This window comes from Nonomuraea marmarensis (genome assembly GCF_043197025.1).
In the GTDB taxonomy this organism is placed as follows: Bacteria; Actinomycetota; Actinomycetes; order Streptosporangiales; family Streptosporangiaceae; genus Nonomuraea; species Nonomuraea marmarensis.
On sequence record NZ_JBICRM010000008.1, the window covers coordinates 282,131 to 308,572 of the forward strand.

Genomic DNA, 26,442 nt, shown 5'->3' on the forward strand with positions numbered 1-26,442 from the left:
CCTACTTGATGCCGAGCTCTTCGCAGCCCTTGGCGTACTCGCCCGTACACACGTCGGCGGCCTTCATGATGCCGCTGTCGAACAGCACTTCCTTGGCGTTCTCCTTGGTCACGACCGTGGGGACGAACAGCTCGGACGGCGTGTTGTACAGCGTGCTCTTACCCGCCGGCTTCTTGCCCTGCATGAAGTCCCAGGCCACGTTGGCGGCGGCCTCGGCCACGATCTTGATCGGCTTGGAGATCGTGTTGTACTGGTCGCCCGCGATGATGCGCTGCGCCGCGGCCACCTCGGCGTCGTTGCCGGTGATCGGCGGCACCTTCACGCCCGCGGCCTTGAACGCGGCGATCGAGCCGCCGCCGGTGCCGTCGTTGGCCGCGACCACGCCGACGATCTGGTCCTTGAACTGGGTGATCTGGCCGCTGACCCAGGTCTGCGCCTTCTCCGGCTGCCAGTCGGGGGTGTCGTACTCGGCCAGCAGCTTGAAGCCGCTCGGGTCGACCGCGCTGTGGATGCCCTTCTTGATCAGCCCGGCCGCCGCGTCCGTGGGCGAGCCGTTGACCTGGAGGATCCCGCCCTCGGCGTTCTCGGCCTTGAGGTGGTCGACCAGGGACTGAGCGATCATGGAGCCGATCTTCTCGTTGTCGAACGAGATGTAGTAGTCGGCGGGCGTGGCCGGGACCGGCCGGTCGTAGGCGATGACCGGCACCTGCTGCGACTGGGCCGACTTGACGATGGTGGCCGCGGCGGCGGAGTCGACCGGGTCGATCACGATGGCCTTGACGCCCTGGGCGAGCGCGGAGTTGGCCTGTTGCTGCTGCTTGGCGGCGTCGGAGTCGGCGTTCTGGTAGATGACCTGGCAGATCGGGCACAGCTGCTTCATCCTGGCCTCGAACAGCGGCTTGTCCTGCAGTTCGTACCGGGTCGAGGCAAGGTCGGGCATGAGGAAGGCGACCTTGGCGTTCTCGGTGCCGCCGCCGGTGTCCCCGCCGCCGCTGGAGCCGGCGCCTGAGCCGCACGCGGCCAGCACCGAGCCTGCGAGCACTGCCACTGCGGCGAACGCGGTGGTCCGCATCTGAGCTCTGTTCACGGGTTAGTTCCTCACTCGCTGATCAAATTACGCTCGCTGCCCCCGAGACCGGGACATGCCCCTCACAGGAGGGCACGTCCTGTGGTGCGGCTCACGGTAGCGTGCGTTCAGAATATTTGTCCAGCAAAAATGTTCACATCTGCCGAGCGGCGGCCACCAGGCCCTCCGCGGTGGGCGCGTCGGTGACGAGCTGGTTGAAGTAGCCGCCCTTCGCGCCCGCGATGATCGACAGCACCTTCTCCGCGCCCACCGCCACCGCGATCGTGGCCGGGATGCGGCGCAGGTCCTCGGGTCGCGCGGCCACCAGGCGCTCGCTGCCCGGGTAGGTGACCGGCGCGCCGTCGCGGTCGTAGATGCGCATGCACACGTCACCCACGGCCTGGCGCAGGCTCTCCGCGTCGCGGGGCATGAAGGCGGGCATCATCTGCCGCATCAGCGGCGCCGAGCCGACGCCGACGATGGCGCACTTGGCGTGCGCCCACAGGTCCATGACCCGGCGCACGGACGGCTCGTGCTGGAGCGAGTAGAACAACTCGGGCCCGGGCAGCGCGGGCGCGTAGAGGTAGGCGGGCACGCCGCCCACGCGTTCGGCCAGGATGCGGGTGGTCTCGTTGGTCTGGAACCAGGGTTGCGGCTCCTCCTGCCCACCCACCGCGGGCGCGATCGTGACCCCCGGATACTGGCCGACCCCCTCGCGGGCGCACTCGTAGACCGTGGTGCCCGACGAGACGAGCACGACGTCGCCCGACTCCAGCCCGACCGCGGCCAGCGCGCGGGACACGCCGGGAGCCAGCCAGGGGCCCAGGGTCGGGCCGTTGACCTTGGGCACCAGGTAGACCCGCGCCAGGTCGAGCGCCCGCGCCACCTCGGCGGCCAGCGGGCCATCCTCCAGCGTGGCCGGCCGGTGCACCTTGATCTCGACGATGCCGTGCCTGCGGGCCTCGGTGAGCAGCCTGCTCACGGTCGCCCTGCTCACGCCCAGCCGCTTGGCGATCTCGCCCTGGGTGGCGTCCTCCATGTAGTACTGCTGGGCCGCCGCGTACATCAGCTCATGGGGAAACCTGGTCTGCTGCGCCTCGGGTGCGACATCGGCGGCATTCATGCGCGCGCTCCTCGTTGCGTGAACATTTTTGCAGAACTGATGTTAGCCGGTGGCCAAGGCGTCGCCGAGGGGTGTGCGCGCGTACAGGACGCTGCGGCCCGTGCGGGTGCCCGTGATCAGGCCCGTGCGGCGCAGCGCCGCGAGATGGCCGCCCGTGGTGCCCAGGCTCTGCCCCAGTAGGGCCGCGAGTTGCGTGGTCGTGGCGGGCTCAGACAGCTCGGCCAGGATGCGGGCGCGGCTGCGGCCGATCAACGCCGACAGGTCCGCGTCGGCCGCGGGCGGCGCCGTCGCGATGCCTCTGGCGGGGTAGATCATCGCGTACGGCCAGGCGTCCTCCAGGTAGACGGCGATGGTGCGCATGAACGCGGACGGCAGGAACAGCAGCCCCTTGCCGCCCAGCTGGCGAGGCCCGCCGGCCGAGAGCAGTTCGATCTCGATGCGCCCGCCGCGCCGCCAGTGGACGCGGGGGCTGAGGTCCTCCAGCGCCGCCGCCCAGCCGTAGGCCGCCAGCCGTCCCGCCCGCTGGGCCACGTCGCGCTGCAGCACCGCCCGGAAGCGCGGCCACTCGTGGGAGAGGATCTCCGTCCACAACGCCTCGTACGCGTCCGCGAGCCGCTCGACCACCTGCGGGCCCAGCAGCAGGTCCCGGACCCAGCCCGGCACCGGGCGCCCGGCCAGCACCCTGGTGATCTCCGCGTGCGCCTGCTCAAGCGGCGTCGCGCGCATGGAGGCCAGCTCGGCCTCGAACGGCACGTCCACGGCCGTGGGCGGAGGGGCGACGAAGTCGACGTTCGAGTCGCCCAGGTTGCCGCTGATCGCCGCCGCCGCCCGCAGGGCCGGGTGCTCTCGTACGAGCTCCCTGTACGTCCCCCGCCACCGCCCGGCCCACTGACCGTGCACGCCCGCCTCGGCCCGGCCCGCGAGCACCCACTGCGCGTGCATGGTCTCGATCAGCGGCGAGATGGCGAACCTGCTGGCCACCAGATCCTGCGGGGTGACCTCGATGCTCACGAGCACCTTTCGGTTATATCCGAAAAAATCGCCATTCAGCGGGGTTGCTCCGCAACATCGGGAGCGTGAAGAGCGCGACGTTCGGCGAGGTGTTCGCCGTCAGGGAGTTCCGGGTGCTGTTCGGCAGCTTCGCGCTGCTGGTCGGCGGGGACGTGATCAAGATGCTGGCCCTGTCCGTGCTGGTGTACGCGCGGACCGGCTCTCCCGGCCTGTCGGCCGCCGCCTACATGGCGGGCTGGCTGCCGTTCATCCTGGGCGGGTTGTTCCTGCTCTCCCTGGCCGACCGGATGGCGCCGCGAGCGCTGATGGTGACGGGCGAGCTGATCAGGGCGGTGACGTGCCTGCTGCTGGCCTACGCGGGGCTGCCGGTGTGGGCGATGCTGGCGCTGGTGCTGGTCACGGGGCTGTTCTCGCCGGTGTTCTTCGCCGCGCGGGCGGCCATGTTGCCCGAGGTGCTGCCCGGGGACGCGTTCGTGCTGGGGCGTTCGCTGCTCAACGTCGTCTCCGCGAGCGCGCAGATCGTCGGCCTGGCGGTCGGGGGCGTGTTCCTGGCCTTCGCCGGGCCCTCCGGGGCGCTGGCGGCCACCGCGGGCCTGTCGGCCGTGGCCGCCGTGGTGCTCAGGGCCGGGCTGCCGTACCGGCCGGCGCGGGGTGCGGCCGGGGCCGGGGCGGTGCGCGAGACGCTGCGGGTGAACGGGCGGCTGCTGTCCGACGGGCGGGTACGCGGGTTGCTGCTGGCCGGGTGGCTGCCGTGCGTGTTCCTGGCCGGGGCGGAGGCGATGGTCGTGCCCTATCTGGGCGGGCAGGGGCAGGCGGGGGTGGTGCTGGCGGCGGCCGCGGGCGGGATGGCGGTCGGGGAGTTCGCGGTGGGGCGGTTCGCGGCGCCGGGGCTCCGGGAGCGGCTGTCGTTCCCGCTGGCGGTGCTGCTCGGGGTGCCCTGGTTGTTCTTCGCGACCGGGCCGGGGATCGGGTGGGCCGCCGGGCTGGCCGCGGTGGCGGCGGCGGGGTTGTCGTACCAGTTGGGGTTGCAACGACGGTTCGTGGACTCGGTGCCGGAGGAGGTGCGCGGGCAGGCGTTCGGGCTGCAGTCGGCGGGGCTGATGACGGGGCAGGCGGCCGGTGCGGCGCTGGTCGGGGGGCTGGGCGAGGTGATCGCGCCCGGGCCCGCGATCGCGGTGGCGGGCGGTGCGGGCGTGCTGGTCGCCCTCGCGCTGGTACGCGTGCTGAGGCCGGCGCCTGCGGCGGTGAGCCGCCTAGAGCAGTAGCTCGCCCGAGCCGCGGGCGATGAGCCGGACCGGGAGCTGGATGTGCTCGGGCGGCCCCCCGTCGCCGCGCAGCCGGCGGAACAGCAGCTCGGCCGCCACCCTCCCCATCCACGACGGGTCCTGCGCCACCACGCTCACCCCCGGGTCGAGCAGGTCGGCCAGCTCGAAGTCGTCGAACCCGACCAGCGCCACCCGCCGCCCGGCCAGCGCCCGCAGCGTGGTCACGGTGTAGCGGCCGTTGCCGGTGAACAACGCCGTCGGGGGATCGTCCAGGGCGAACATGCCGGTCAGGTCCGCGCGTACCGCCTCCGGCGACGGCGACCGCATCGACACCAGGCGCTCGTCGAACAGCCCGCCGAGAGCCTCGCGGTAACCGTGCAGCCGCGCCGCGGCGGTGAAGATCGCCGGGTCGTCACCCAGGAAGGCGATCCGGCGGTGGCCGTGGCCCAGGAGGTGGCGCACCGCCTGCCCGGCCCCGCCAACGTTGTCGGTGAGCACGGTGTCCACGTCGATCCCCGCTCCAGGCGGCCGGTCCGCGAACACGACCGGCGTACCCGTCTCCAGCTCGGACCGCAGGTACGTGTGGTCGGCACCGGCGGGCACCACGATCAGCCCGTCCACCCTGCGCGCGCAGAACGTCTCGACCAGCTCCCGCTCCCTGCCCGGCTCCTCGCCCGACGAGCCGCTCAGCAGCAGGCAGCCGTGCTCGATGACGACGTCCTCCACGGCCCGGCTCAGGCCGGAGTAGAACGGGTCCGCGACGTCCTCGATGACCAGGCCGATCGTCGCGGTCGTGCCCCTGCGCAGCACCCTCGCGCTCTCGTTGCGGCTGTAGCCCAGCCGGTCGATGGCCGTGCGCACCCGCTCGGCGGTCGCCGGGTGCACGCCGGGCTCGTCGTTCACGACGCGCGAGACGGTCTTCAGCGCCACGCCCGCCGCCGAGGCGACGTCCTTCATCGTCGGTCTCACGCCAGGATCATTTCCTACTTGGGAGGGGTAGACAACGTTGTCAAGGGGTTATGCGAAAGTAGTCCCCTATGTCGTTGAGATCCGCCTTGCTGCTGGCCGGGTTCGTACTGGCCGCGCTCAACCTGCGCCCCGCCATCGCGGGCGTCTCCCCCCTCCTCGACGAGATCATGAACGACGTGGGCCTCTCGCCCGCGGGCGGCGGCGCGATCACCACGGTCATGGTGGTCTGCCTGGGCGTGTTCGGGCCGCTCACGCCGCTGCTGGCGCGGCGCGTCGGGCTCGACCGCACGCTGCTCGCCGGCCTGCTCGTCATCGCGGCGGGCGTGACGTTGCGCGGACTCGGCGGCGCGCTCGTGCTCTACCTCGGCTCCGCGCTCGCCGCCACCGCGATCGCCGTCATGAACGTCGCCATGCCCGGCGTCGTCAAGCAGCACTTCCCCACCCGCGTCAACCTCCTGACCGGCGTCTACGTCGCCTCGGTGGTCGCCGGCGCCGCCTCCGTCTCCGCCCTCGTAATCCCCCTCGAACACGCCACCGGGTACGGCTGGCGCGGCGTCTCCGCGTTGCTGGCCGTGCCCGCGCTGCTGGCGGCGCTGCTGTGGTTGCCGCAGGCGACGCGCAAGCAGTCGGGTGCGCAGAACGGTCCGAGACCATTCGGCACGGTGCTGCGCAGCCCCGTGACCTGGTACGTGACGGCGCTCATGGGCCTGCAGTCGCTCACCTTCTACGTCATGCTGGCCTGGCTGCCGACGATCTTCCTGGAGGCCGGCCTGCCCGCCGACCAGGCGGGCTACCTGCTCAGCCTGACGAACCTGGTCCAGGTGGGCACCTCCCTGGCCGTCCCCGTGCTGGCCGGGCGGCGGGCCTCGCAGGTGCCGTACGTGGTCGGGGCGGGGGTGCTGACCGTGTTCGGGTATCTGGGCATGCTGCTGGCCCCGACGACCGTGCCGTGGTTGTGGATGATCGTGCTCGGGATCGGGCAGGGGGCCTCGTTCGCGCTGGCATTGCTGATCATCGCGATGCGGCCGGCCGATCCCACGACGGTGACGGCGTTGTCGGCGGTGGCCCAGTCCGTCGGGTACGTGGTCGCCGCGCTGGGGCCGCTGGTGTTCGGGTTCCTCAGGCAGGTGTCCGGCGGCTGGTCGGTGCCTCTGATGGCGGGGCTGGGGGTGCTCGCGGTCCAGATCGCCGCCGGGTGGTTCGCTGGACGCCCTGCTACTTTAGGTAAGGCTAACCTTTAGGGGGTTTCAGCGTGCTGACCGAGGTGCTCCAGCGCATCGCCGACGAGCGCGGCGGGGTGATCGGGGTGGAGCCCTGCCTGGTCATCGAGCCCGACGAGAGCTGGACGCCGGTCACCGAACTGGTGCGGGAGCCGTACGGGCTGCTCGATGAGCTGATCATGCAGACGGCCGCGCGCTGGAACGCGCCACGCCACGTCGGCGCGGCGCTGTTCTGGAAGACGTACGGATACTGGCACACGATGCCGATGGCGCTCGGGTGGGCGCTGGACGGGCGGGTGCCGATCATGCGGCCGGCGGAGACGTACTTCAAGGTGTCGGACGCCGGGGTGACGATCGCGGCCACGCGCGTGAGCTGGGACTCCGGGGCTCGTGCCATCCGGGAGGCGCTGGCCGAGTCGCAGCAGCCGCTGGTCACGGCCATCAGCTCCATGTCCAAGGTGGGCGAGCGCACGTTGTGGGGGTCCACGGCGGAGGCGGTCGCCCATCCGCTGACGTCGTTCGTCCGGGGCGACTACATGCGGTTGCTGAAGGAGATCGGCAGGCCGGTCGACGGGCTGGTCGAGCCCGCCGGAGACGGCTACTTCCGCAGGACCTGCTGCCTGTGGATCGCACTTCCCGATGTGGAGCCCTGCGGGAGCTGCTGCGTGCTCAGGCCGCAGGGCGATTCGTGAGCCTCAGGCCACGCGCTACGCCACCACGGCGGAGTCCAGCGGCCTGAGCTCGTCGGCGTAGCTCACCGAGACGCGGCGCATGACGCCGGTGTCGTCGATCGAGTACTGGCCGAGCCGCCACAGCGGCGGCGAGTAGGCGTGGATCGAGACGCTGCTGTCGACCGCGCCGTTGAGCCGGTGGATGTGGTCGGGCCCGAACGAGAACGACTGCCCCTCCGACACCACGGTCTCCAGATGCTCGCCGCCGATGCGGGGGTTGCACTCCAGGAGCGCGCCCTCCACCACGTGTACGGCCCCGGAGGAGATGTCGTGGTCGTGCCAGCCCGTGTCGTCCTCGGGGCGCCAGCACAGCACCCAGACGTCCACGTACGCGTCGCGGTAGAGCGAGGCGTAGTGCCGGCCGCCGTCCGCGGGAAATTCCACCAGGTCGTGCCATTCCTCCGGGTGGGCGGCCAGCTCGTTCACCAGGTCGCGCAGCTCGCGCCGGTCGAGCGTGCGTTCGGGGAGCCGGGCACAGGTGCCCCCGTCCTGGATTTGGTTCGTGCTCACGTACGGAACTCCTTTCTACCTGCTGATGGCCTCACTCCGTGAGGCGGGGCTCGGTCGCCATATGCCGCCGCCTTCCCCCGCTCTGGTCGCTTCGCTCCCGCCGCTCCTCCAGGCGACGGCACTCCCTCGCCAGTAGACGACGGGGGTTGACGACCCTGATGGCGTGACCGGCAGCCACACCGAGTCCGGGATCAGGTGCTTTGGCGTAGGGGGCGTCCGAGCCGTTGACGACGACGTCGATGCCCAGCTCGCGGACGATGGCGTCGATGGCGCGCGGGCCGTACGAGGAGGTCTCCACGAAGAAGTCCTGGTCCACCAGGCCGCGGCCGCTGCCGCCGCGGGCGAGCAGGCGTTCGGAGTGCAGCGGCGCCAGGCCGGCGAGCAGCGCGAAGCAGACGCGCAGCCTCGGGTGCCTGGGCCTGACGAAGGCGTGGAAGTAGTGCCAGGCGGCGTGCATCTGCTGCACGTACGGCACGAGCGCGGGCCACCACGGCGGCGTGCCCTCGGCGGGTGCGGCCGGCCCCGGGTGCACGAACAGCGGCAGGTCCCTGGTCGTGAGCACGTCGAGCAGATCGTCTTCGGGCGTGGCCGTGGCGGGGATCTGCAGCCCCGCGAAGCCGCGGTCGAGATCCTTGGCCAGGCGGCCGGGGTCGGGCTCGCTGTGGCAGGTGGCGGCCCAGGCCCCGAATGGCTCGCCGAGCGCCAGGGCGCCTTCGTGGTAGGCGTCGATCAGCGGCCAGGACTCCTCCGGCGGCAGGAACTCGATGCCCAGCGGGCTCGACAGCGACACCAGCGCCAGCTCCAGGCCGGTGGTGTCCCGGTGCTCATGGTCCTTCGGATCGACCTCGTAGGGCGGCTCGCCGTCGAGGATCAGCGTCCAGCCGTCGAGGTACGGCGGGGAGGTGCGGGCGCGCAGGGCATCGAGGAATGAACGCGTCCACAAATGCTGATGGACATCGATGCTCACGGCGGCCTCCTCCCTTCATTTCCTACTCACATTACATGTAAATCGCCTACGCTGCGAGGTCATGAGGGTGAAACGCTTCAGTGATACGTTTCAGTGAACCGCTTCACTTCGGGGTTTGTCAACGGCGGCGTTCGCGGTTGGGCCGGGCGTCTGTCGGTGCCACGCAATAAGCTGGCGTAATGCCTCGCAAGAGAGCCACGATCCGTGAGGTGGCCCAGGCCACGGGCCTGTCACCGGCGGCCGTCTCCTACGCGCTGCGCGGTCTGCAGGTGTCCGAGGAGACCATGGAGCGCGTGCGTGCCGCGGCGGCCGAGCTCGGCTATGAGGCCGACCCCATCGCCAGGGCCCTGGCCAGCGGCCGCACCGGCATGATCGGGCTGCTCTGCGGCTCGCTCGAGGACCTGTGGCAGCAGTCGCTGGCGGTCGGCATCAGCAGGGGCCTGCGGGAGAAGGACCGCTATGCCCTGATCCTCGACGCGGTCGGCGACCCCGCCAGGGAGCGGGTCCTCGCCCAGCAGCTCCGCGACCAGCGGGTGGACGGCATGATCGTCCAGCCGCTCGACCCGGCGGCGGCGTTCTGGCCGGAGTTGTGCGAGTCGCTGCCGGTGGTCGCGATCGGCGACTCGCTCGCGGGCACGGCCGGCGAGGTCGTCTTCGACAACCGGCGCGGCGTGACGCTGGCCCTGGAGCACCTGCGGGCTCTGGGCCACCGCAGCGTCGCCATCCTCACGCCGACCAGGGCCAGCACGCCCAACCGCCCCGCCGACGTGCACGTCACGGCCGAGGCTGACCGCCTGGGCCTGGACATCTCGGTCGCCACCGCCCCCCACGGCCTGGCCGCCGCCACCTCGGTCGCGCAGGACATCCTGCTCGCCACGAAGCCGAGCGCCGTGTTCTGCTTTTCGGACTCGATCGCCTATGGGGTCTACGCGGCGGCACAGGAGCTGGAGTTGTCGATTCCCGGTGACGTGTCGGTCATGGGTTACGACGATCACCCCATGTCGGGGCTGCTCACGCCGGGGCTCACGACGGTCGACTGGGACATCGACGGGATCGTGCGGGCGGCGGTGCGGCTCATCTCGGCGGCGGCCGACGGCGGCACCCGCCGCCGCCGGGTCGTCCAGGCACCCACGCTCACGGAACGCGGCTCGGTGGCCCGGGTGTCGTGACGGGACGCGGGGCTCACCGGCTGGGCGGGTCGCTCCTCTGGGTCCGGTGCAGGGTGCGGCGGGATTCGTTCAGGTCGGTGGTGAGCGGGTGGTCGGGGACCGGGGCGTGCAGGGCTCGGGTGGCGGCGGCGTGTTCGCAGGCCAGGACGATTTCCAACGGCTCCAGGCAGCGCAGGGCGTGGCGGGCGGCCTGGGTGGCGAAGCCCGCGTGGTCCTCCGTGCCCCGGGAGATCACCGCCGTGCCCGTCGTCACCGGGTTCGCGAGGTGGCGGAGGTCGGCCAGGGCGTCCTGGGCCACGTACTCGAGGATCATGGCTCCCGAGGCGCCGGGGCGGTCGGCGAGGAAGGCGTGGCGGCCGGTGTAGGCCGGGTCCATGAGGGTGGCCAGGCGGGCCGTGCTGAGCTGGGCGGTCTGCACGAGCGCCGCCCGCAGCGCGTCCAGGGCCAGCGCCACCGGGGCCGAGTGGAAGTTGCCGTTGTGCCAGGCCAGGGAGCCGGAGATGAGCGGGTTCTCCGTTGCCGAGTTGAGGTCGGTTTCGATGGTTCGCCGCGCTCGGTCCAGGGTGTCCGTGGCGGCGCCGTGCACCTGGGCGAAGGCTCGGTAGCCGTACGGGTCCTGGATGCGGGTGGGCGGTTCCTGGGTGAGCAGGCCGCGCAGGCGTGCGGCCACGGCGGCCTGGCCGGGGTGGGGACGGGCCTCCTGTACGGCGGCGGCCAGCGGCTCGGCCGAGGCGTCCACGGCGGTGAACGACATCGCGGCGACGTCGATGGCGGCTTCGAGAAGATGGTGCAGACGGTGGATGGCGATGGCGGCGTCGGCCAGGGTGGCGGCGCCCGAGCTGATGAACGGCAGCGCGTCGGTGGAGGCGAGGGGATAGCGGGGAACTGCTTCCGCCCGTGGGCCTTTGCGGCGCCGTTGCGGGTCTTCGTGGTGCCAGGGGAGTTCGTCCAGCAGGCACAGGGCCGTGGTGGCGAGGGCTGTGAGGTCGCCGGTGCCGATGGCGCCGTACGTCTGGATCGGTGGGGTGAAGCCGTGGTTGATCGCGTCGGCCAGCACCGGGAGCACGGCCGGGTTGATGCCGGAGCCGCCGGCCAGCAGCTGGTTGAGGCGGACGACGAGCATGGCCCTGGCGCGGGCGGGCTCGATCGGGGGGCCGGCGCCGCAGGCGTGACTGCGGAGCAGATCGAGGCCGGGGGCTTCGAGGGTGATGTCCCTGTTGGCGCCGACGCCGGTGGTCTGGCCGTACACGGGGCCTTTGAGCTCCCGGGCGGTGGCCCACGAGGCCCGGGCCCGATCGAGGGAAGTGATCGTGACCCGGGCCCCGCCGTACGCGACCTCGTGAACCTGTGCGCAGGTCAGGCCGGCGCCGTCGAGCTCCATGGAGAGTCAGTCGTTGTCGGGGATGAACAGCCCCAGCAGCCAGCTCACGACGCTGACGATGATCGCGCCCCAGAACGCGGCCGGGTAGAAGTTGTCGACGTGGAAGGGGATGTCGAGCTGGCTGGAGATCCAGCTCGTCAGCAGCAGCATGGCCGCGTTGATCACGAGGAGGAACAGGCCCAGCGTCAGGACGATGATCGCGCAGCCCAGAGCCTTGACGATGGGCTTGACGATCGCGTTGACGATGCCGAAGATCAACGCCACGATCAGCAGGACGCCCCAGTACCTGGCCGTGTTCGTTTCGGCGTTGACCCCGATGCCGGGGACGAACTGGATGGCGACCCACAGGGCCGCCGCCGCCGCAATGGTTCTGATGATGAATCTCACGCTGGTTGATCCTCCCACTTGAGATCGGCGCTGCGATAGGGGCGCAATCACAACGATGCCCTCCGGTCACCGTTGGTAGTCACCGGTTATCGTCGGCCCAACGCGGGGAAGAGGCGTGGAGGGGAGGGTGCGAGATGGACGCGAACGGGCTCGAGTCGTTGCCGGCCGACGAGTTGCACGATCGGGCGGTGCGTTACGCCGTACGCCACGGGGACCTGGGGTTTCTGTGGGACCTGCTGAAGGTGATCCCGGCCGCCGAGGCCGCCAGCGGTCACGAAGCCGGGACCGCCAACGACCTCAGCAGGGTCTCCGCGCTGCTGAGCGACGCCATCGCGTCGGGCGAGGGCGAGCTCGGCGAGGCGCTGCGCCCGATCTACATTGACTATTTGCGAAAGCACCCCGACGCCTAGCATCCGCCCCGTCCGGGTGGATCAGCCCGCCAGGCGGGCTTCCGCGCCGCTGTAGTCGGTGAAGCCGGGCGTGCTGGTCTCCTGCCCGTCGCGGGCGATGATCATGGTCTGGTACGGCCCCGACTCCCCGAGGCCGGCGGCGAAGCGCCTGGCCAGGAGGGGGCCCATGGCGTAGATGGCGGTGGCGTAGGCGTCGGCCAGGCCCAGATCGGGACCGATCACGGTGACCGAGCCGAGCCCCTCCTGGACCTCGCCCGTGTGCGGGTTGACGATCGGCGCGCCGCCCGAGGTGGCGATGCCCAGGTCGTTGGCGAAGACGACCTTGCGCACCACGTCCTTGCGCGGGTCGCGGACGCCGATGCGCCAGCGTTTACCGGGAGCGGCGGAGCCGCGCACCCTGATGTCGTCTCCCGCGGTGATGCGGTGGTCGCCGGCGCCCGCGTTGGACAGGGCGCGCGACAGCCGCTCCAGCGCCCATCCCTTGATGTAGCCGGACGGGTCGATCACGCCGTTGATGCGGGCCTCGAACCAGCCGTCGGTGGCCTGGGTGAGCTCGTCGCAGCGGTGCAGGACCTCGATGAGCTCCGGGATCTGCCTGATCGTCTGGCCTCGGTTGAGCCGGCCGATCTGGCTGTCCTCCTTGACCGGGCTGAAGGTGTCGTCCACCCACCTCAGCCAGGCGAACGCGTCATTGAGCAGCGGGGCCAGCTCGCGTGCCGGGAGTGCCGTGCGGATGTCCACACTGACCGGCAGGCCCATGACCATCTCGACACGAGCGGTTCCGGGAAAGGCCTTCGCGGACTCGGCGATATTGGAAGTCGCGGACTCGGCGATATTGGAAGTCGCGGACCCGGCGATATTGGAAGTCATCACCCTTGCCTCCTTCTCCGCGAACCACCGTTGCAGACGACGCGTAATGTGAGCCTAAACCTTTTGGCCAGATTTGAAATGAATCTGTGATCTGGGGACCGCAAGGCGTGACAGGGCGCCACCGACGTACCGCTTGAACTGGCGTGGGCCGGCCACCACCACATCGCGCTCGGCGATGTCGGGAATTTCACGACTCAGCCCGGAGGCGCTCAGGCGTTCCTTGGCCCTCGGGTCGTGTTCCTCGCCCACGACGAGGATGAGACCGTATCTGGCCTCCAGGTCGCGTAGCTCGTCGGTGGCGCGGTCGGTGCGATAGACGGCCACGGTGTCCGTGGCGCCGGCCAGGCGGGCGCGCAGGGCGCTCGGGTCGAGGCCGGTGACGATGAGCAGGGTCGGCCTGGACGTGTCGGGGACCTTGTGGCTCCAGACCGCCATGACGGCCGCCATCGTGTAGAGGATGATCGAGCCCGCGCGGCTGAGCTCCGTCACGTAGGCCGTCGAGCTGAACTGGTGTGCTACCAGCAGCGCGCCCGCGAGGTAACTCCCGAGCCGCAGGCGCTGCCTGGCCTGCTCGGTGCGCAGGTGGTCGGCGGCCTTGACGCTGACGAAGCCGAGAACGACGAGCAGCGCCGCGGCGGCGTAGGCGGTGGGCCGCCACGGATAGCCGAAACCCGGCTGGATCGCGCCGAACTCGGCTACCGCGACACCGCACCAGAAGAGGACGGGACCTTGGTTCGCATTCGCCTGGCTAGCCATGACTTCACGATCCTGAACGAACATTAAAGCAATCTGAGTAAGGTCTGAAACATGGCTAACGTACGAGTTGAGCGGACTGAAGAGGGCGGATTCCGGGCCACGAACGCCCGTGGCGCCGAAGTTCGGATCGGGAGCGGCGACGAGGACGGGGTGTTCACCCCGGTGGAGTTGCTGCTGGCGGCGGTCGGCGGGTGCAACATCGTGTCCGTCGAGCCGCTGACCGCCAAGCGCGGGCACCGGCTGCTGCGCCTGGCGATGACGGTGCAGGCGGAGAAGATCGAGTCGAACAAGCTGGGACCCGTGACCGTGACCTACGACGTGGAGCTGCCGTCGGAGGAGGCCGACGAGGTGTTCAGGGCGGTCGCGGGGCGGGTGCACGAGAAGCACTGCACGGTGAGCAGAACCTTGCAAGACGGTACGGAGGTTCGGTTGAAGCTTCCGTAGGTGGATTAAACAGATATTCGACCCCGTTATGACGCGACCGTTGCATTCGTCTCGGTAGCGTTGTAGCAGGTCAGGAGTACTACGACTGACCGGTGGACCTTCACCGATGCGGACGCGGAGGGGGACCGCGGTTCGCAAAGTGCGGGACCGCCGACGTTTTTGGGGGAAAGCGTCGGCCTGGACCGCCGCCGATCGGGCCGGGCAGCTTTGGGGGAACTGCCCGGCCCGATCCATGCGTATCCTCCGGTGTCGTGAAGAAAGTTCTGATTGACTGCGACCCCGGCATCGACGACGCGCTCGCCCTGGCCCTGGCCGCAGGGTCCCCTTCCTTGGAGGTGGTCGGCGTCACCACCGTGGGCGGGAACGTCGATCTCTCGCTGACCACGGCCAACGCGCTGGCGCTCAGGGAGTTCCTCCAGTTCGGAGACGTGCCCGTGACGCCCGGCAGCGCCGGAGCCCTGCTGCGGCAGACGGTACGGGCCACGGACGTGCACGGGCCCACCGGGCTCGGCGACGTGGTCCTGCCGGCACCCGAGCGGGGACCGTCGGAGGGGCACGCGGTCGACTTCATCGTGGAGACGCTGCGGGCCGCCCCCGGTGAGATCACGCTGGTGGCCGTCGGGCCGCTGACGAACATCGCGCTGGCCGTACGCAGGGAGCCGCGCGTCGTGGAGTGGGCCCGCGACCTGGTCATCATGGGCGGCTCCTTTACCCGCGGCAACTACAATCCGGCGGCCGAGTTCAACATGCTGGCCGATCCGGAGGCGGCGGCGATCGTGTTCGACGCCGGGTGGACGGTGACGATGCTGGGGCTGGACGTGACGTTGTCCGCCCTGGTGACGTCGGAGGTGCTGGAGCGCCTGCGGCCGCTCGGAAGGCTGGCAGACCGGTTGCTGGTGCCCGCCGCGCAGTTCTACGGGGTGGTGACGGCCGAGGGCGGGCCGGCCATCCATGACGCGTGCGCGGTGGCGTACGTGCTCGACCCCTCCCTGTTCACCTGCGTCCCCGCCGTGGTGAACGTGGAGACGGCAGGCCTGTACACCCGCGGGATGACGGTGACGGACTTCAAGCTGCGCGATCGGCGGGCGAACGCGCTCGTGGCGACGTCCGTGGACGTGAAGGGGTTCTGGGAACTGGTGCTGGGTGCGTACGAGGGGTTGGCGGACCGGCTCGGCTGATGTTGCGGGGCAGTGCGCGGCGGCTGATACAGTTACACCTGTTGCGCCGCTAGCTCAGTTGGTCAGAGCAGCTGACTCTTAATCAGCGGGTCCGGGGTTCGAGTCCCTGGCGGCGCACCATCGATCCGGGCATTCTCGCTCCCAGCGAGGGTGCCCGCAGTCGTTTCCGCACCCAGGGATGTTCTTGGTGCTAAGTGAGGGATTCGGCGGGCACGGCCTCAGTGATCAGAAGTCACGACTGGGGGATCGCCGATGCCCGTGTACGACCGTACCAACGTCCCGCCCACGGTCGGGCGGGACGGCCTGGACGCACAACTGGCCAAGTGGCTGCCCACGGGTCCGGTCCTGGGCGCCGACGAGAGGATCGCGGACGCCCGCCGCTCGCACCGGGTGCTGGCCGCCAAGCCCTGGCCGCCGATCGGCTCGGTCGACACCCTGGTGCTGGAGGGCCCGCACGGGTCGCTGCCGGTACGGGTGCACATCCCCACCATGGCCACCAGCACGCCCTGCGGGGCGTTGATCTACCTGCACGGCGGCGGATGGACGGTTGGCACGCTGGACGAGTTCGAGATCCCGATGCGGATGTTCGCCGAGCACGCCGGGATCAAGACCTACGCCGTGGACTACAGCCTGGCGCCGGAGGCCAAGTTCCCCACCCAGCTCGAGGAATGCGAGTTCGTCATCCGCTGGCTGTACGAGCACGCCGCCGAGCAGGGCGTCGACCCGGCCAAGATCGCCCTGGGCGGCGACTCGGCGGGCGGCAACATGACCTGCGCGCTGACCCTCAAATTCCGCGACGGCGGCGGCCCGCGCCTGGCCCTGCAGCTGCCGCTGTATCCGGAGACGGCGCTGCCGTTCGACACCGACGCGGGTAGCGAGAACCGTACCGGCTACTACCTGGAGACCTACGGCGTGCTGCTGTTCGCCTGGAACTACCTGCCGCACGACGAGGACGCCCGGCAGCCCCTGGTCTCCCCGCTCAACGCCGCCTCGCACGCCGGCCTGCCCCCCGCGGTGCTGGTCACCAACGGATTCGACCCGCTACGCGATGTCGGCCACGCCTATGCCCGCAAGCTCGCCGAGGCCGGCAACGACCTGACCTACATCCATCACCCCACCCTCACCCACGGCTTCATCCAGTTCACCAACCACTCCCAGATCTGCCTGCGAGCCACCCAGCAGCTGGCCGAGCTGCTGAAGGAGAAGATCGGCTGACACGGTCAGCGGTAGTAGCCCTCGACCGGCACGCGGGCCTCGGCGTAGAGGGCGGGGCCTTCGGACGGAGGGTTCACGAAGGCGGTGCCGGGCGGCTTGAGGCCGTCGAGTTGCTCGCCGGACAGCGCGTAGACGACGCGGCCCAGGCCCGAGCGGGCGATGGCGCCCGCGCACATCCCGCAGGGCTGGCAGCTCGTGTACATCGTGGTCGTGGCCGCGGCGGCGGGGTCGAGCTCGCGGGCGGCCCAGCGGGCCAGCTTCAGCTCGGGGTGCGCCGTGATGTCGCGGTCGGTGAGTGAGGTGTTGCGCTCCTCGGCCAGGATGGCGCCGTCGTGCCCGGCCAGCAGCGAGCCGAACGGCGGGTTGCCGTCGGCGCGCGCCGCCGCGGCCAGCTCGATGGCGCGGCGCAGGAGGCTCTCTTCGTCGTGTGTCACCGTCTCACCCTAGAGGGGTTCCTGAAGGCGGCGGATCATGGCCTGCTTGGCCGTCGCGAACTCATCGTCGGTCAGCACGCCCGAGCGGTGCAGCTCGCCGAGCTCGGCCAGGCGGCGCAGGACCGCGTCGTGCACGTCGTCGGAGCCGGGCGGCAGGGGAGGGGGCAACTCGGGCACGTTGCGCGGCAGCCGGGCGAGCACGGCCGCGGCGACCAGGGCGGTCGCGCCGCCGTACCGTTGGATGCCCCAGGACACGCAGCGCGGGTCCTTCTGCGGCGACAGCGCGGCCCCTCGCCCTTGATCCGGAAGCGCAGCGTGCCGTAGCCCATGCCGGACTGCGGCTTCCACTCCACCCCGGTCAGGTCGGACAGCGGGAACTCCTGCGAGCCCGCCTTCTCCTTCTCCGTGTTCGCGAACCCCGTCCACTCCAGGCGCACCCGCTCGCCGTCGAACACCGCCGTGCCGTCGCCCGCCGTCGCGGAGATGGGCACGTTCGGCCCCGGCAGCAGGTAGTCCTCGCAGGGGCCGCCGGGCGTCTGGTAGACGAGCAGGGTGTCGCGGATCTCGTCGGCGAAGTATTCCGCCGCGCCCGCGCGGGCCTTCGGCACGGACAGCCGGTACGGGTCCGCGGGCGGCCCCAGCGACCCGGCCACCGCGTCCGACAGCGGATCGGCCCCCTTGCGCAGGCGCAGGCGTACGTGACCACCCTTGCGCGCCGGCTCGAACGCCACGCCGGCGATCGCCTCCAGCGGCACCACGACCTCGCCCAGCGTCTTGCGTAAATCGTGGACGTCCTTGTCGCTGCCAGGCACGATACGCAGAGTCTCACCGTTGAACGTCCACGAGCCGTCGGGGACGGCGATCTCGGCCATATTGTCAGCCTAGGACACGGTCACATCGAGAGGAGCGGGATGGAGATCTTCACGAGCTGGGCGTCCTGGAGGCAGGCGGAAGGCCCGCTGGCCAAGGCGCTCCCGCCGGAGACCGTGGACACGCTGCGCGAGGCGGTCGGGTTCGCCGGGCGGCAGCACGGGGTGCAGCAGCGGCCGACGGGGCGGCCGTACCTGGAGCATCTGCTGGAGGCGCTGGAGGTGGCCGTGACCGGCGCCGGCGTGGTGGACAGGGACGTGCTGGTGGCGATCGTGCTGCACGACGTCGTGGAGGACACGCCGTGCACCGAGGCGGAGATCGCGCGGCGGTTCGGGCCTCGGGTGGCGGAGTTCGTACGGTGGGTGACCAAGCGCCGCGGCGTCGCGAAGGCCGACTACCTGGCCACCCTCGTCAAGGCGCCGCCCGGGGCGGTGCTCGTGAAGCTGGCCGACCGGGTGAGCAACGTGCAGGAGCTGCAGCGGATGTCGTGGCGGTTCCAGCGGCGCTACTACCTGGAGACCGTCGCGTACATCATGCCGCTGGCCGGAGCTCACCCCTGGTTCGCGCGGTGGTACGCGGAGTGGCGCGAGCGCTGGCGCCGCGTCGAGCGCTGGCCGGCGCACTAGCCGCGGATCCTGGCCACCCGGTTGCGTACGCCGTCGAAGTGGGCGTGCACCGCGGCCACGGCGGCGGCCCGGTCGCCCGCGAGCACGGCCGTGTAGATGTCGCGGTGCCGTTTGGCCACGTCGCCGGGCGGCTCGTCGGGGGATCCGAGGGCGTCGCGCAACTGGTAGTACACGTCCCAGAACGCCCCCAGGAGTTGGCTCACCAGGGGGTTGCCGAGCGGCCGGTAGAGGAGATCGTGGAAGAGGCGGTCGGTTTCGGGGGAGACCAGCCCAGCCTCCGCCTCGGCCTCCATCCGGGCGATGACGTCGGCGACCAGGGTCAGATCGGCCGCCGGCTTGAGCTCGATGAGGCGCTCCACGAGGCCGCTCTCCAGGATCTCGCGGATCTCGATGAGGTGGGCCAGGTGGTTCTTGCCGTTCTGCAGGGTGATGCGGCTGTGGAAGGCCAGCTCGTCCACCAGGCCCGCCAGTGACATCCGGCCCACGAACATGCCGAAGCCGTGGCGGATGTCCACGATGCCGACCGCCTGGAGGGCCTTGAGCGCCTCCCTGATCGAGTTCCGGCTGACCTGGAGCTCCGCCATCAACTCCGACTCGGTGGGCAGGGGATCGCCGGCCACCAGCCCGCGCTGGACGATCAGGTCCTTGACGCCCTGCTGGACCTCCACGGCACGGCTCGGCCGTGCCGGGCGCGGGACAGCGGTCATGAAGAATCCTTTCGTCGTAGGTAACATTCCGGAAATCTTCTGTTGACCTGAAGCGGGGGCAGCATTTAGCGTCCACTTTACGCACAAGATAGGACATGGGATGTCCCACGTTCTATATCCCAGGAGGCATCCGTGAGCTCTGAGTTCAGCCGCCGCGACTTCCTGCGTTACAGCGGAGCGACGGGTGCGGCGGCGTTCATCGCGGCCACCCTCTCCGCCTGCACCGGAGGTCCGGCATCGACCGGCTCGGTCGGCGCCGGATCCAACAAGGACCTGATCACCGCCGTTATCGGATACGGCAACGACCAGAGCTGGGACCCGACGCAGACCGCTTCCGCCTTCGCGATGGCCGGGATCAACCACATCTACGAGGGACTGCTCGACACCGACCCGATCACGCGGGAGCCGTACCCGGCGCTGGCCACCGCGCTGCCCGCGGACCTGAACGCGACCTCGTGGAAGTTCACACTCAGGGACGGCGCCAAGTGGCACGACGGGCAGCCGGTGACCGCCGACGACGTGGTCTTCACCTTCGAGCGCATCCTCGATCCCGAGGCGAACGTGCTGACCGGCAACTTCTTCAGGTCCTGGCTCCAGGAGGTGAAGAAGGTCGACGACAAGAACGTCGAGCTGGTCTTCAAGATGCCGTTCCCCGACGCCGCGCCCCGGCTGACGATCGCCAAGATCATGCCGAAGCACGTGTTCAGCCAGGCGGGGGCGTGGGATCAGGCCAAGGGCGGCAAGGCGGTGGGGTCGGGGCCGTACCGGCAGACCGCGCACAACCCCAAGTCCAACACCGCTTTTGAGGCGTTCGACGGCTACAACGGCCCGCGTCCCGCCACGGTCAAGAAGATGAACTGGCTGACGATCGTGGACGCCGCCGCCCGGGTGGCCAAGATCTCCGGCGGCTCGGCGGAGGCGCAGATCGCCGACAACATCCCGTACGCCAACGTCGAGCAGCTCAAGCAGCAGGGGCTGACGGTCGAGGGCGGCAAGGGCATGAACCACATGTTCGTGATGTTCAACACCGCTGCGAAACCCTTCGACGACGTACGGGTGCGTCAGGCGCTGCACTACGCGATCGACAAGCAGAAGATGATCGACGTGGCGCTCAAGGGCCACGGCACGGCCGCCAGCTCCTTCCTCAACGAGGGCCACCCCGACCACAAACGGGCCTCGGCCGTCTACGACTACGACCCGGAGAAGGCCAAGGCGCTGCTGGCTGAGGCGGGTGTGAAGAACCTGACGATCAACCTCATGGCGGTGAACGTGAGCTGGATCGTGGACTGCCTGCCCACCATCGCCGCCTCCTGGGAGGCCGTCGGGATCAAGACCACGCTGGAGCCGCAGGACACGGCCGCGTTGTTCACCAAGATGGACCAGTTCCAGGACTACCAGGTGGTCGCCGCGGCCTCGAACCCCAACCAGTTCGGCATGGACGCCGACCTGATCCTGCACTACAACTACGTGCCGGGCGGCCTGTGGATGAAGTACAGCCACTGGGACGGCAGCGAGGACGCCAAGAAGCTGTTCTCGATGATGGACGAGGCCGGCAAGGAAACGGACAAGGCCCAGAAAACCGAGCTGGTCCACAAATATCTGGACTTCGTGGCTGAGCAGGCCATCCTCTACCCGGTCGTGCACAACGAGCTGATGACCGCCTGGGACCCGAAGAAGTTGTCCGGCATCCGCGCCCAGCCGTACCCGGGCATCAACCTGCTGCAGGCCAAGAGGACATGACGCTCGTCGCCAGGATGCTGCTGCGGCGGCTCCTCATCCTGATCCCGCTGCTGCTCGGCGTGGTCGCGTTCGTGTTCATCGTGATGCGCTTCTCCGGCGTCAAGCCGGAGTACGCCTACTTCCAGGGCGCGAACCCGACCCCCGAGCAGATCCACCAGTTCCAGATCGAGAACGGCCTGCTGGACCCGCTGCCCGTGCGTTACGTCCGGTTCGTCGCGGAGCTGGCGCAGGGCGACATGGGCACCAGCGTGCTCACCAAGAAGCCGGTGATCGAGTCCGTGATGACCGCGCTGCCGCTGACGTTGCAGCTCACGTTCCTGGGGCTGGCCGTCGCGGTGGTGTTGTCGGTGGTGTTCGGCGTCACCGGCGCGTTGTTCCGCGACCGCTGGCCCGACCAGGTGATCCGGGTGGTGTCGCTGGTCGGGGTGGCGGCGCCGCCGTTCTGGCTGGCATTGCTGATGATCCAGTACCTGGCCGTCGGCGAGGGCCTGTTCCCGACCGGCGGCTACATCAACCCGGCCGACTCGACCGCCGGCTGGCTGCAGTCGATGACCCTGCCCGCCCTGTCGTTGTCGTTGCCGATCGCCGCCCAGCTCACCCGCATCATCCGCACGTCGATGGTGGAGGAGCTGGACCGGGACTACGTGCGCACCGCGATCGGCAGCGGCCTGCCGCCGATCGTGGTCGTCGGCCGGAACGTGCTCCGCAACGCCCTGATCACCCCGCTGACCGTGCTCGGCCTGCGCATCGGCTACCTGATCGGCGGGACCGTGGTCATCGAGACCATCTACGGCCTGCCCGGCATGGGCCAGCTCATGATCAACGCCGTGCGCGACGGCGACCCGGCCGTCGTCCAGGGCGTGGTGCTGACCATCGCGATCGGCTTCATGGTCGTCAACCTGGTCGTCGACATCCTCTACCTGCTGGTCAACCCCCGCCTCAGGAGCGCCGCATGAGACGTGGACTGACAGAGCGGCTGTCCCGCCCGGGGGTGGGCTTCCGCAGGCTGAAGCCGCTGTCGTGGGTCGCGGTCGGCATCGTGGCCGTGGTCGTGCTGGCCGCGCTGGTGGCGCCGTGGATCGCGCCGCACTCGCCGTACTTCCAGGAGGCCGCCGGCGGCGGCCCGTCGGCCGCGCACTGGATGGGCCTGGACAGCGCCAACCGCGACATCCTGTCCAGGCTCCTGTACGGCTCCCGCTGGTCGCTGATCATCGGCCTCGGCGCGACCGGGCTCGCCCTGGTGGCCGGGGCGATCATCGGCGCGGTCGCTGCCACCTCCCGCCGGGCCGTGGACGAAACCCTCATGCGCCTGCTCGACGTGGTCATGGCCTTCCCCGGCATCGCGCTGGCCGCGGTGCTCGTGGCGGTGTTCGGCGGCAGCATCCCCGTGCTGGTCATGGCCATGGCCTTCCTCTACATGCCGTCCGTGGCCAGGGTCGTGCGGGCCAACGTGATCGCCCAGTACGGCGAGGACTACGTCGCGGCCGAGCGGATCATCGGCGCCCGCACGCCGCACATCCTGATCAGGCATGTCGCGATCAACTGCGCGGCGCCGGTGCTGGTGTTCTGCACGGTGATGGTGGCCGACGCGATCGTGTTCGAGGCGTCATTGTCGTTCATCGGCGCCGGCGTACGCCCGCCGAACCCCTCCTGGGGCAGCGTCATCGCGGACGGCAAGAACATGGTGCTGCTCGGCGGCTGGTGGGCCACGGTCTTCCCCGGCCTGCTGATCCTGGTCACCGTGCTCGCCCTGAACATCCTGTCCGAGGGCATCTCCGACGCCTGGGCCGCGCCCGCCGCCCGCAAGGCCCCAATAGATCAGCTCGTCAAGAAGGACGACGCGTTCGAGCAGGCGCGGCCGGGCTCCGGCGAGGTGGTGGAGCTGCCGGGGCTGGCCGAGGCCGCGCGCCGGCTTGCCGAGCGCGCCCGCCCGCTGCCGCAGGGCCCGGCGGTCCTCGCCGTGGAGCGGCTGCGGATCGGGTTCGCCGACGGCCCGGATGGCGGCGTCGACATCGTGGACGGCATCGGCTTCGAGGTACGCCCCGGCGAGGTGCTCGGCCTGGTGGGCGAGTCCGGCTGCGGCAAGTCGCTGACCGCGCTGACCATCATGGGACTGCAACCCCGCGACGCCCGCGTCAGCGGCCACGTGCGCTTCGACCAGCGGGAGCTGCTCACGGAGTCACGCCGCGCCCGCCGCCGGCTGCTCGGTCACGAGATGGCGATGATCTACCAGGACGCCCTCTCCTCGCTGAACCCGGCCATGACCATCAAGGCCCAGCTCAAGCAGCTCACCCGCCGGGGCGGCCGGCGTACCCCCACCGAGCTGCTCGAACTCGTCGGCCTCGACGCCCGCCGCACCCTGCCCTCCTACCCGCACGAGTTGTCGGGCGGGCAGCGGCAGCGGGTGCTGATCGCGATGGCGCTCTCCCGCGACCCCAAGCTGATCGTCGCCGACGAGCCCACCACCGCGCTCGACGTGACCGTCCAGGCGCAGGTCATCGAGCTGTTGTTGCGGCTGCGCGAGGAGCTCGGGTTCGCGCTGATCCTCGTCTCGCACGACCTCGCGCTGGTTGCCGACGTCACCGACCGCGTGGTCGTCATGTACGGCGGCCAGATCGTCGAGACCGGCGCCACGGCGACGCTGGTCGGCGCGCCCGCCCACCACTACGCCCGCGGCCTGCTCGGCTCGGTGTTGTCGCTGGAGTCGGGGGCCGAGCGGCTCACGCAGATCCGCGGCGTGGTGCCGGCTCCCGCGGACTTCCCGGCCGGGTGCCGGTTCGCGGACCGGTGCCCGATGGCGACGGACGTGTGCCGTACCGAGACTCCGGTGCTGGAGGGGGACGCCACGCATGCGGTGGCCTGCCACCATCCGGCTCTGATGAGGAGTGAGCAGCGTGCTTGAGCTGACCGATGTGCACGTCGTGTACAAGGCTCGATCCGGAGGCTTGTTCTCGCGCGACCGCGTCTACGCGCTGACCGCCGCCGACCTGACGGTCAACCCCGGTGAGACGGTCGGGATCGTCGGCGAGTCGGGGTGTGGCAAGTCGACGCTGGCCAAGGTGCTGGTGGGGCTGCAGCGGCCGACTGCGGGCAGCGTGACCTTCCGCGGCCAGGACCTGTGGGGGTTGAAGGAGTCCGAGCGGCGGGCGTTGATCGGGTCGAGCGTTGGGATGATTTTTCAGGATCCGTCCACGGCGCTCAACCGGCGGCTGCCGATCAGGCAGGTGCTGCGTGACCCGCTCATCGTGCACGGCCGCGGCACCCCCGCCGAGCGCGACGCCCGCGTACGCGAGCTGCTCGACCTGGTGGGCCTGCCCGCCAGTGCCGCCGACGCGCTGCCGAGCCAGCTCTCCGGCGGGCAGCGCCAGCGCGTGGCCGTGGCCAGGGCGCTCGCGCTCGAACCCGACCTGCTGATCGCCGACGAGCCCACCAGCGCGCTGGACGTGTCGGTACGGGCCCAGATCCTCAACCTGCTGCTCGACCTGAAGGAACGGCTCGGGCTGGCGCTGGTGTTCGTCTCGCACGACATCCAGACGGTACGCAGGATGAGCGACCGTGTGGTCACCATGTATCTCGGCCGGATCGTCGAGCAGACGCCCGCGCAGGCGGTGCCGTTGAGCGCCCGCCATCCCTATACGCGGGCTCTGTTCTCCGCGACGCCCGGGTTGATCTCGCCGATCAATCCGATCCCGCTGGTCGGCACCGTGCCCTCGGCCACCAATCCGCCTAGCGGTTGCCCGTTCCGCACGCGGTGCTGGCGGGCAGACGATGTGTGTGCGGCCGAGATGCCCGTCGCGCGGACCGACGACGACCACCTCTTCCACTGCCACCACCCGGTGGCGGCGGGAGCCACCGACCTTGAGCTGATCCAGGAGCGCGTATGACTTTGACCGGCGTCATCCCACCGGTTTGCACCCCTTTGACCCCTGACTACGAGGTGGACACCGCGTCTTTCATCCGGCTGGTGGATCACCTGCTCGAAGGCGGTGTGGACGGGTTGTTCGTGCTGGGGTCCTCGTCTGAGGTGGCGTACCTGACGGACGCCCAGCGGCGGGTGGTGCTGGACACGGTGATGGGGCACGTGGGCGGTCAGGTGCCGGTGTTGGCCGGGGTGATCGACATGACGACGCCCCGCGTGCTGGAACATGTGCGGGTCGCGGTCGAGGCCGGGGTTTCGGGGCTGGTGGCCACGGCGCCGTTCTACACGCGTACCCATCCGTCCGAAATCCGGACACATTTCCGGACGATCGCCACGCGGGGTGGATTGCCGGTGTATGCCTATGACCTGCCGGTTTCCGTGCACACGAAGCTGAGTGCCGGGCTGCTGCTGGAGCTGGCCGCAGAAGGCGTGCTGGCGGGGGTGAAGGACTCCAGCGGCGACGACGGGGGCATGCGCGAGGTCATCATGGGTCGCGAGGCGCCGTTCAGCGTGCTCACCGGGTCCGAGGTGACCGTGGACTCGGCCCTGTGGATGGGCGCCGACGGCGTGGTGCCGGGGCTGGGGAACGTGGACCCGCACGGATACGTCGAGCTGTACCGCTGCGCCTCCCGCGGCGACTGGGAGGCGGCCAGGGTGGAGCAGGAGCGCCTGACCAGGCTGTTCGAGATCGTCCGCGTCGGCGGCAACCGCATGGGCGGTAGTTCGTCCGGCCTCGGAGCGTTCAAGGCCGCACTTCACCTACGCGGCGTCATCGACTGCCCGATCACCGCGCTCCCGCAGACCCCGCTGAACGACGACGAGATCGGCCGGATCGGCAAACTCCTGGCGACCGCGGGGCTGCTCTGACTATGCAGGACTGGCCATCTGGGCCACGTCCTCCGCGCCGTCCTCGATCAGCTTCGCCGACAGCTCGGACAGCGCCCGCCCGGCGGCCAGCTCGTCCCCGATCCCGGGCACGGGCCGATCGTCAGGGTTGCGGCGGGCGTGGGCCACGCTCTCGTGCCGCTTGCCATCCGGGGTGAACAACACCGCCGTGGCCGTCGTCACCGCGTCCCGGTCGTCCTCACTGATCCAGATCTGCACATTCCACTGTTTGTACTCCATGGAGGACCACCTCCCTACTTTCGAGCCTGCCCCCAAATGGCGCAGAGGTAAAGCGCAGGCTGCTGCCGGACTGGCAGCGGAGCGCCGAGGGCGGCGAGAAGGTCGCCGGCACCATCGAGCGGCTGCACGACGACCTCGTCGTCCACCTCGACCAGGAGGAGGAGCGGATCCTCCCGCTGGTCGCCGAGCACATCACCAAGGAGGAATGGGACCGGCTCAGCGAGTACGGCCGCGCCCACCTGGCCAAGGACCGGCTGCTCATCCAGCTCGGATCGCTGCTGGAGGAGGCCTCGGAGTGGGAGCGGGAGGCGTTCCTCGGCCTGCTGCCGTTGCCCGCCCGCGTGTTGTG

Annotated in this window: 29 protein-coding genes and 1 tRNA gene; 15 read left to right on the forward strand and 15 right to left on the reverse strand. The window is 70.3% G+C overall.

Annotated elements, in window-relative coordinates; genetic code table 11:
• Position 1: 1 nt before the first annotated feature.
• From ACFLIM_RS16140 to ACFLIM_RS16150, 3 genes are all read right to left on the reverse strand, one after another.
• Positions 2-1,087 carry an ABC transporter substrate-binding protein gene (locus ACFLIM_RS16140; protein ID WP_393166005.1) on the reverse strand — a complete coding sequence of 362 codons (1,086 nt, stop codon included), beginning with the start codon at positions 1,085-1,087 and terminating at the stop codon, positions 2-4.
• Between the two features lie 133 nt (positions 1,088-1,220).
• Positions 1,221-2,189, reverse strand: a complete 969-nt coding sequence (locus ACFLIM_RS16145; RefSeq protein WP_393166007.1) for a sugar-binding transcriptional regulator — start codon at positions 2,187-2,189, stop codon at positions 1,221-1,223.
• A 42-nt stretch (positions 2,190-2,231) separates the two neighbouring features.
• On the reverse strand, positions 2,232-3,200 hold the full coding sequence (locus tag ACFLIM_RS16150) for an ArsR/SmtB family transcription factor (protein ID WP_393166009.1): 969 nt from the start codon (positions 3,198-3,200) through the stop codon (positions 2,232-2,234).
• Between the two features lie 65 nt (positions 3,201-3,265).
• Here ACFLIM_RS16150 and ACFLIM_RS16155 point away from each other — a divergent pair, with 65 nt between their 5' ends.
• Positions 3,266-4,465: an MFS transporter gene (locus ACFLIM_RS16155; RefSeq protein WP_393166011.1), complete on the forward strand. Its 1,200-nt coding sequence runs from the start codon at positions 3,266-3,268 to the stop codon at positions 4,463-4,465.
• Here ACFLIM_RS16155 and ACFLIM_RS16160 read toward each other — a convergent pair.
• Positions 4,454-5,434, reverse strand: a complete 981-nt coding sequence (locus tag ACFLIM_RS16160) for a LacI family DNA-binding transcriptional regulator (protein ID WP_393166013.1) — start codon at positions 5,432-5,434, stop codon at positions 4,454-4,456. The genes ACFLIM_RS16155 and ACFLIM_RS16160 overlap by 12 nt on opposite strands.
• A gap of 74 nt (positions 5,435-5,508) precedes the next feature.
• On the opposite strand from ACFLIM_RS16160, the gene ACFLIM_RS16165 reads away from it, so the two are divergent.
• On the forward strand, positions 5,509-6,675 hold the full coding sequence (locus ACFLIM_RS16165; protein ID WP_393166015.1) for a CynX/NimT family MFS transporter: 1,167 nt from the start codon (positions 5,509-5,511) through the stop codon (positions 6,673-6,675).
• Positions 6,676-6,686: 11 nt separating this feature from the next.
• On the forward strand, positions 6,687-7,346 hold the full coding sequence (locus ACFLIM_RS16170; protein WP_393166017.1) for a hypothetical protein: 660 nt from the start codon (positions 6,687-6,689) through the stop codon (positions 7,344-7,346).
• 15 nt (positions 7,347-7,361) lie between these two features.
• On the opposite strand, the gene ACFLIM_RS16175 is transcribed toward ACFLIM_RS16170, so the two are convergent.
• Positions 7,362-7,895, reverse strand: coding sequence for a cysteine dioxygenase (locus tag ACFLIM_RS16175; RefSeq protein WP_393166019.1), 534 nt, complete (start codon positions 7,893-7,895; stop codon positions 7,362-7,364).
• A 31-nt stretch (positions 7,896-7,926) separates the two neighbouring features.
• A complete protein-coding gene (locus ACFLIM_RS16180; protein ID WP_393166021.1) occupies positions 7,927-8,862 on the reverse strand; it encodes an amidohydrolase in 936 nt (311 codons plus the stop codon).
• Between the two features lie 179 nt (positions 8,863-9,041).
• Between ACFLIM_RS16180 and ACFLIM_RS16185 the strand changes: the two genes are divergently transcribed.
• The gene (locus ACFLIM_RS16185; RefSeq protein WP_393166023.1) at positions 9,042-10,031 is read left to right on the forward strand and encodes a LacI family DNA-binding transcriptional regulator; all 990 of its coding nucleotides are present in this window, start codon (positions 9,042-9,044) and stop codon (positions 10,029-10,031) included.
• A 13-nt stretch (positions 10,032-10,044) separates the two neighbouring features.
• On the opposite strand, the gene ACFLIM_RS16190 is transcribed toward ACFLIM_RS16185, so the two are convergent.
• Positions 10,045-11,412 (reverse strand): aromatic amino acid lyase, encoded by a 1,368-nt coding sequence (locus ACFLIM_RS16190; RefSeq protein ID WP_393166025.1) that lies wholly within the window; start codon positions 11,410-11,412, stop codon positions 10,045-10,047.
• A gap of 6 nt (positions 11,413-11,418) precedes the next feature.
• A complete protein-coding gene (locus tag ACFLIM_RS16195; protein ID WP_393166027.1) occupies positions 11,419-11,799 on the reverse strand; it encodes a phage holin family protein in 381 nt (126 codons plus the stop codon).
• A gap of 134 nt (positions 11,800-11,933) precedes the next feature.
• On the opposite strand from ACFLIM_RS16195, the gene ACFLIM_RS16200 reads away from it, so the two are divergent.
• Positions 11,934-12,209, forward strand: coding sequence for a hypothetical protein (locus tag ACFLIM_RS16200; RefSeq protein ID WP_393166029.1), 276 nt, complete (start codon positions 11,934-11,936; stop codon positions 12,207-12,209).
• 21 nt (positions 12,210-12,230) lie between these two features.
• Here ACFLIM_RS16200 and ACFLIM_RS16205 read toward each other — a convergent pair whose 3' ends face one another.
• On the reverse strand, positions 12,231-13,079 hold the full coding sequence (locus ACFLIM_RS16205) for an FAD:protein FMN transferase (protein ID WP_393166031.1): 849 nt from the start codon (positions 13,077-13,079) through the stop codon (positions 12,231-12,233).
• 54 nt (positions 13,080-13,133) lie between these two features.
• Complete coding sequence (locus ACFLIM_RS16210) at positions 13,134-13,835, reverse strand: hypothetical protein (RefSeq protein WP_393166033.1); 702 nt, start codon at positions 13,833-13,835, stop codon at positions 13,134-13,136.
• A gap of 51 nt (positions 13,836-13,886) precedes the next feature.
• On the opposite strand from ACFLIM_RS16210, the gene ACFLIM_RS16215 reads away from it, so the two are divergent.
• The 4 genes from ACFLIM_RS16215 (at position 13,887) to ACFLIM_RS16230 (ending at position 16,672) form a co-directional block, all read left to right on the forward strand.
• Entirely contained in the window at positions 13,887-14,279 is a 393-nt protein-coding gene (locus tag ACFLIM_RS16215) for an OsmC family protein (protein ID WP_393166035.1), read from the forward strand.
• Positions 14,280-14,530: 251 nt separating this feature from the next.
• Complete coding sequence (locus tag ACFLIM_RS16220; RefSeq protein WP_393166037.1) at positions 14,531-15,457, forward strand: nucleoside hydrolase; 927 nt, start codon at positions 14,531-14,533, stop codon at positions 15,455-15,457.
• Between the two features lie 43 nt (positions 15,458-15,500).
• Positions 15,501-15,577, forward strand: a tRNA-Lys gene (locus tag ACFLIM_RS16225).
• A 132-nt stretch (positions 15,578-15,709) separates the two neighbouring features.
• Positions 15,710-16,672 (forward strand): alpha/beta hydrolase, encoded by a 963-nt coding sequence (locus ACFLIM_RS16230; RefSeq protein ID WP_393166039.1) that lies wholly within the window; start codon positions 15,710-15,712, stop codon positions 16,670-16,672.
• Between the two features lie 5 nt (positions 16,673-16,677).
• On the opposite strand, the gene ACFLIM_RS16235 is transcribed toward ACFLIM_RS16230, so the two are convergent.
• Positions 16,678-17,106 carry a nucleoside deaminase gene (locus ACFLIM_RS16235; RefSeq protein ID WP_393166041.1) on the reverse strand — a complete coding sequence of 143 codons (429 nt, stop codon included), beginning with the start codon at positions 17,104-17,106 and terminating at the stop codon, positions 16,678-16,680.
• 71 nt (positions 17,107-17,177) lie between these two features.
• Positions 17,178-17,978 carry a DUF4429 domain-containing protein gene (locus ACFLIM_RS16240; protein WP_393166043.1) on the reverse strand — a complete coding sequence of 267 codons (801 nt, stop codon included), beginning with the start codon at positions 17,976-17,978 and terminating at the stop codon, positions 17,178-17,180.
• Between the two features lie 39 nt (positions 17,979-18,017).
• On the opposite strand from ACFLIM_RS16240, the gene ACFLIM_RS16245 reads away from it, so the two are divergent.
• Complete coding sequence (locus tag ACFLIM_RS16245; RefSeq protein WP_393166045.1) at positions 18,018-18,602, forward strand: HD domain-containing protein; 585 nt, start codon at positions 18,018-18,020, stop codon at positions 18,600-18,602.
• On the opposite strand, the gene ACFLIM_RS16250 is transcribed toward ACFLIM_RS16245, so the two are convergent.
• On the reverse strand, positions 18,599-19,309 hold the full coding sequence (locus ACFLIM_RS16250) for a FadR/GntR family transcriptional regulator (RefSeq protein WP_393166047.1): 711 nt from the start codon (positions 19,307-19,309) through the stop codon (positions 18,599-18,601). The genes ACFLIM_RS16245 and ACFLIM_RS16250 overlap by 4 nt on opposite strands.
• Before the next feature lie 132 nt (positions 19,310-19,441).
• Between ACFLIM_RS16250 and ACFLIM_RS16255 the strand changes: the two genes are divergently transcribed.
• The 5 genes from ACFLIM_RS16255 to ACFLIM_RS16275 are packed head-to-tail and all read left to right on the forward strand — an operon-like array spanning position 19,442 to position 25,835.
• On the forward strand, positions 19,442-21,049 hold the full coding sequence (locus ACFLIM_RS16255; RefSeq protein WP_393166049.1) for an ABC transporter substrate-binding protein: 1,608 nt from the start codon (positions 19,442-19,444) through the stop codon (positions 21,047-21,049).
• A complete protein-coding gene (locus ACFLIM_RS16260; protein WP_393166051.1) occupies positions 21,046-22,005 on the forward strand; it encodes an ABC transporter permease in 960 nt (319 codons plus the stop codon). The genes ACFLIM_RS16255 and ACFLIM_RS16260 overlap by 4 nt, the downstream gene beginning before the upstream one ends.
• The gene (locus ACFLIM_RS16265) at positions 22,002-23,951 is read left to right on the forward strand and encodes a dipeptide/oligopeptide/nickel ABC transporter permease/ATP-binding protein (RefSeq protein ID WP_393166055.1); all 1,950 of its coding nucleotides are present in this window, start codon (positions 22,002-22,004) and stop codon (positions 23,949-23,951) included. Before ACFLIM_RS16260 ends, ACFLIM_RS16265 begins: the two co-directional genes overlap by 4 nt.
• Complete coding sequence (locus ACFLIM_RS16270) at positions 23,944-24,933, forward strand: ABC transporter ATP-binding protein (protein WP_393166057.1); 990 nt, start codon at positions 23,944-23,946, stop codon at positions 24,931-24,933. Before ACFLIM_RS16265 ends, ACFLIM_RS16270 begins: the two co-directional genes overlap by 8 nt.
• Positions 24,930-25,835, forward strand: a complete 906-nt coding sequence (locus ACFLIM_RS16275) for a dihydrodipicolinate synthase family protein (RefSeq protein ID WP_393166059.1) — start codon at positions 24,930-24,932, stop codon at positions 25,833-25,835. Before ACFLIM_RS16270 ends, ACFLIM_RS16275 begins: the two co-directional genes overlap by 4 nt.
• On the opposite strand, the gene ACFLIM_RS16280 is transcribed toward ACFLIM_RS16275, so the two are convergent.
• The gene (locus tag ACFLIM_RS16280) at positions 25,836-26,093 is read right to left on the reverse strand and encodes a DUF1876 domain-containing protein (protein ID WP_393166061.1); all 258 of its coding nucleotides are present in this window, start codon (positions 26,091-26,093) and stop codon (positions 25,836-25,838) included. It lies immediately after the preceding gene.
• Positions 26,094-26,107: 14 nt separating this feature from the next.
• Positions 26,108-26,284, reverse strand: coding sequence for a hypothetical protein (locus ACFLIM_RS16285; protein ID WP_393166063.1), 177 nt, complete (start codon positions 26,282-26,284; stop codon positions 26,108-26,110).
• Positions 26,285-26,442: the final 158 nt, after the last annotated feature.

Coding starts and splice junctions, on each gene's coding strand:
- ACFLIM_RS16145 (WP_393166007.1), bottom strand. CDS start 2,189: ATGAATGCCGCCGATGTCGCACCCGAGGCGCAGCAGACCAGGTTTCCC.
- ACFLIM_RS16185 (WP_393166023.1), top strand. CDS start 9,042: ATGCCTCGCAAGAGAGCCACGATCCGTGAGGTGGCCCAGGCCACGGGC.
- ACFLIM_RS16190 (WP_393166025.1), bottom strand. CDS start 11,412: ATGGAGCTCGACGGCGCCGGCCTGACCTGCGCACAGGTTCACGAGGTC.
- ACFLIM_RS16200 (WP_393166029.1), top strand. CDS start 11,934: ATGGACGCGAACGGGCTCGAGTCGTTGCCGGCCGACGAGTTGCACGAT.
- ACFLIM_RS16205 (WP_393166031.1), bottom strand. CDS start 13,079: ATGACTTCCAATATCGCCGGGTCCGCGACTTCCAATATCGCCGAGTCC.
- ACFLIM_RS16210 (WP_393166033.1), bottom strand. CDS start 13,835: ATGGCTAGCCAGGCGAATGCGAACCAAGGTCCCGTCCTCTTCTGGTGC.
- ACFLIM_RS16215 (WP_393166035.1), top strand. CDS start 13,887: ATGGCTAACGTACGAGTTGAGCGGACTGAAGAGGGCGGATTCCGGGCC.
- ACFLIM_RS16230 (WP_393166039.1), top strand. CDS start 15,710: ATGCCCGTGTACGACCGTACCAACGTCCCGCCCACGGTCGGGCGGGAC.
- ACFLIM_RS16240 (WP_393166043.1), bottom strand. CDS start 17,978: ATGGCCGAGATCGCCGTCCCCGACGGCTCGTGGACGTTCAACGGTGAG.
- ACFLIM_RS16245 (WP_393166045.1), top strand. CDS start 18,018: ATGGAGATCTTCACGAGCTGGGCGTCCTGGAGGCAGGCGGAAGGCCCG.
- ACFLIM_RS16250 (WP_393166047.1), bottom strand. CDS start 19,309: ATGACCGCTGTCCCGCGCCCGGCACGGCCGAGCCGTGCCGTGGAGGTC.
- ACFLIM_RS16260 (WP_393166051.1), top strand. CDS start 21,046: ATGACGCTCGTCGCCAGGATGCTGCTGCGGCGGCTCCTCATCCTGATC.
- ACFLIM_RS16265 (WP_393166055.1), top strand. CDS start 22,002: ATGAGACGTGGACTGACAGAGCGGCTGTCCCGCCCGGGGGTGGGCTTC.
- ACFLIM_RS16275 (WP_393166059.1), top strand. CDS start 24,930: ATGACTTTGACCGGCGTCATCCCACCGGTTTGCACCCCTTTGACCCCT.
- ACFLIM_RS16280 (WP_393166061.1), bottom strand. CDS start 26,093: ATGGAGTACAAACAGTGGAATGTGCAGATCTGGATCAGTGAGGACGAC.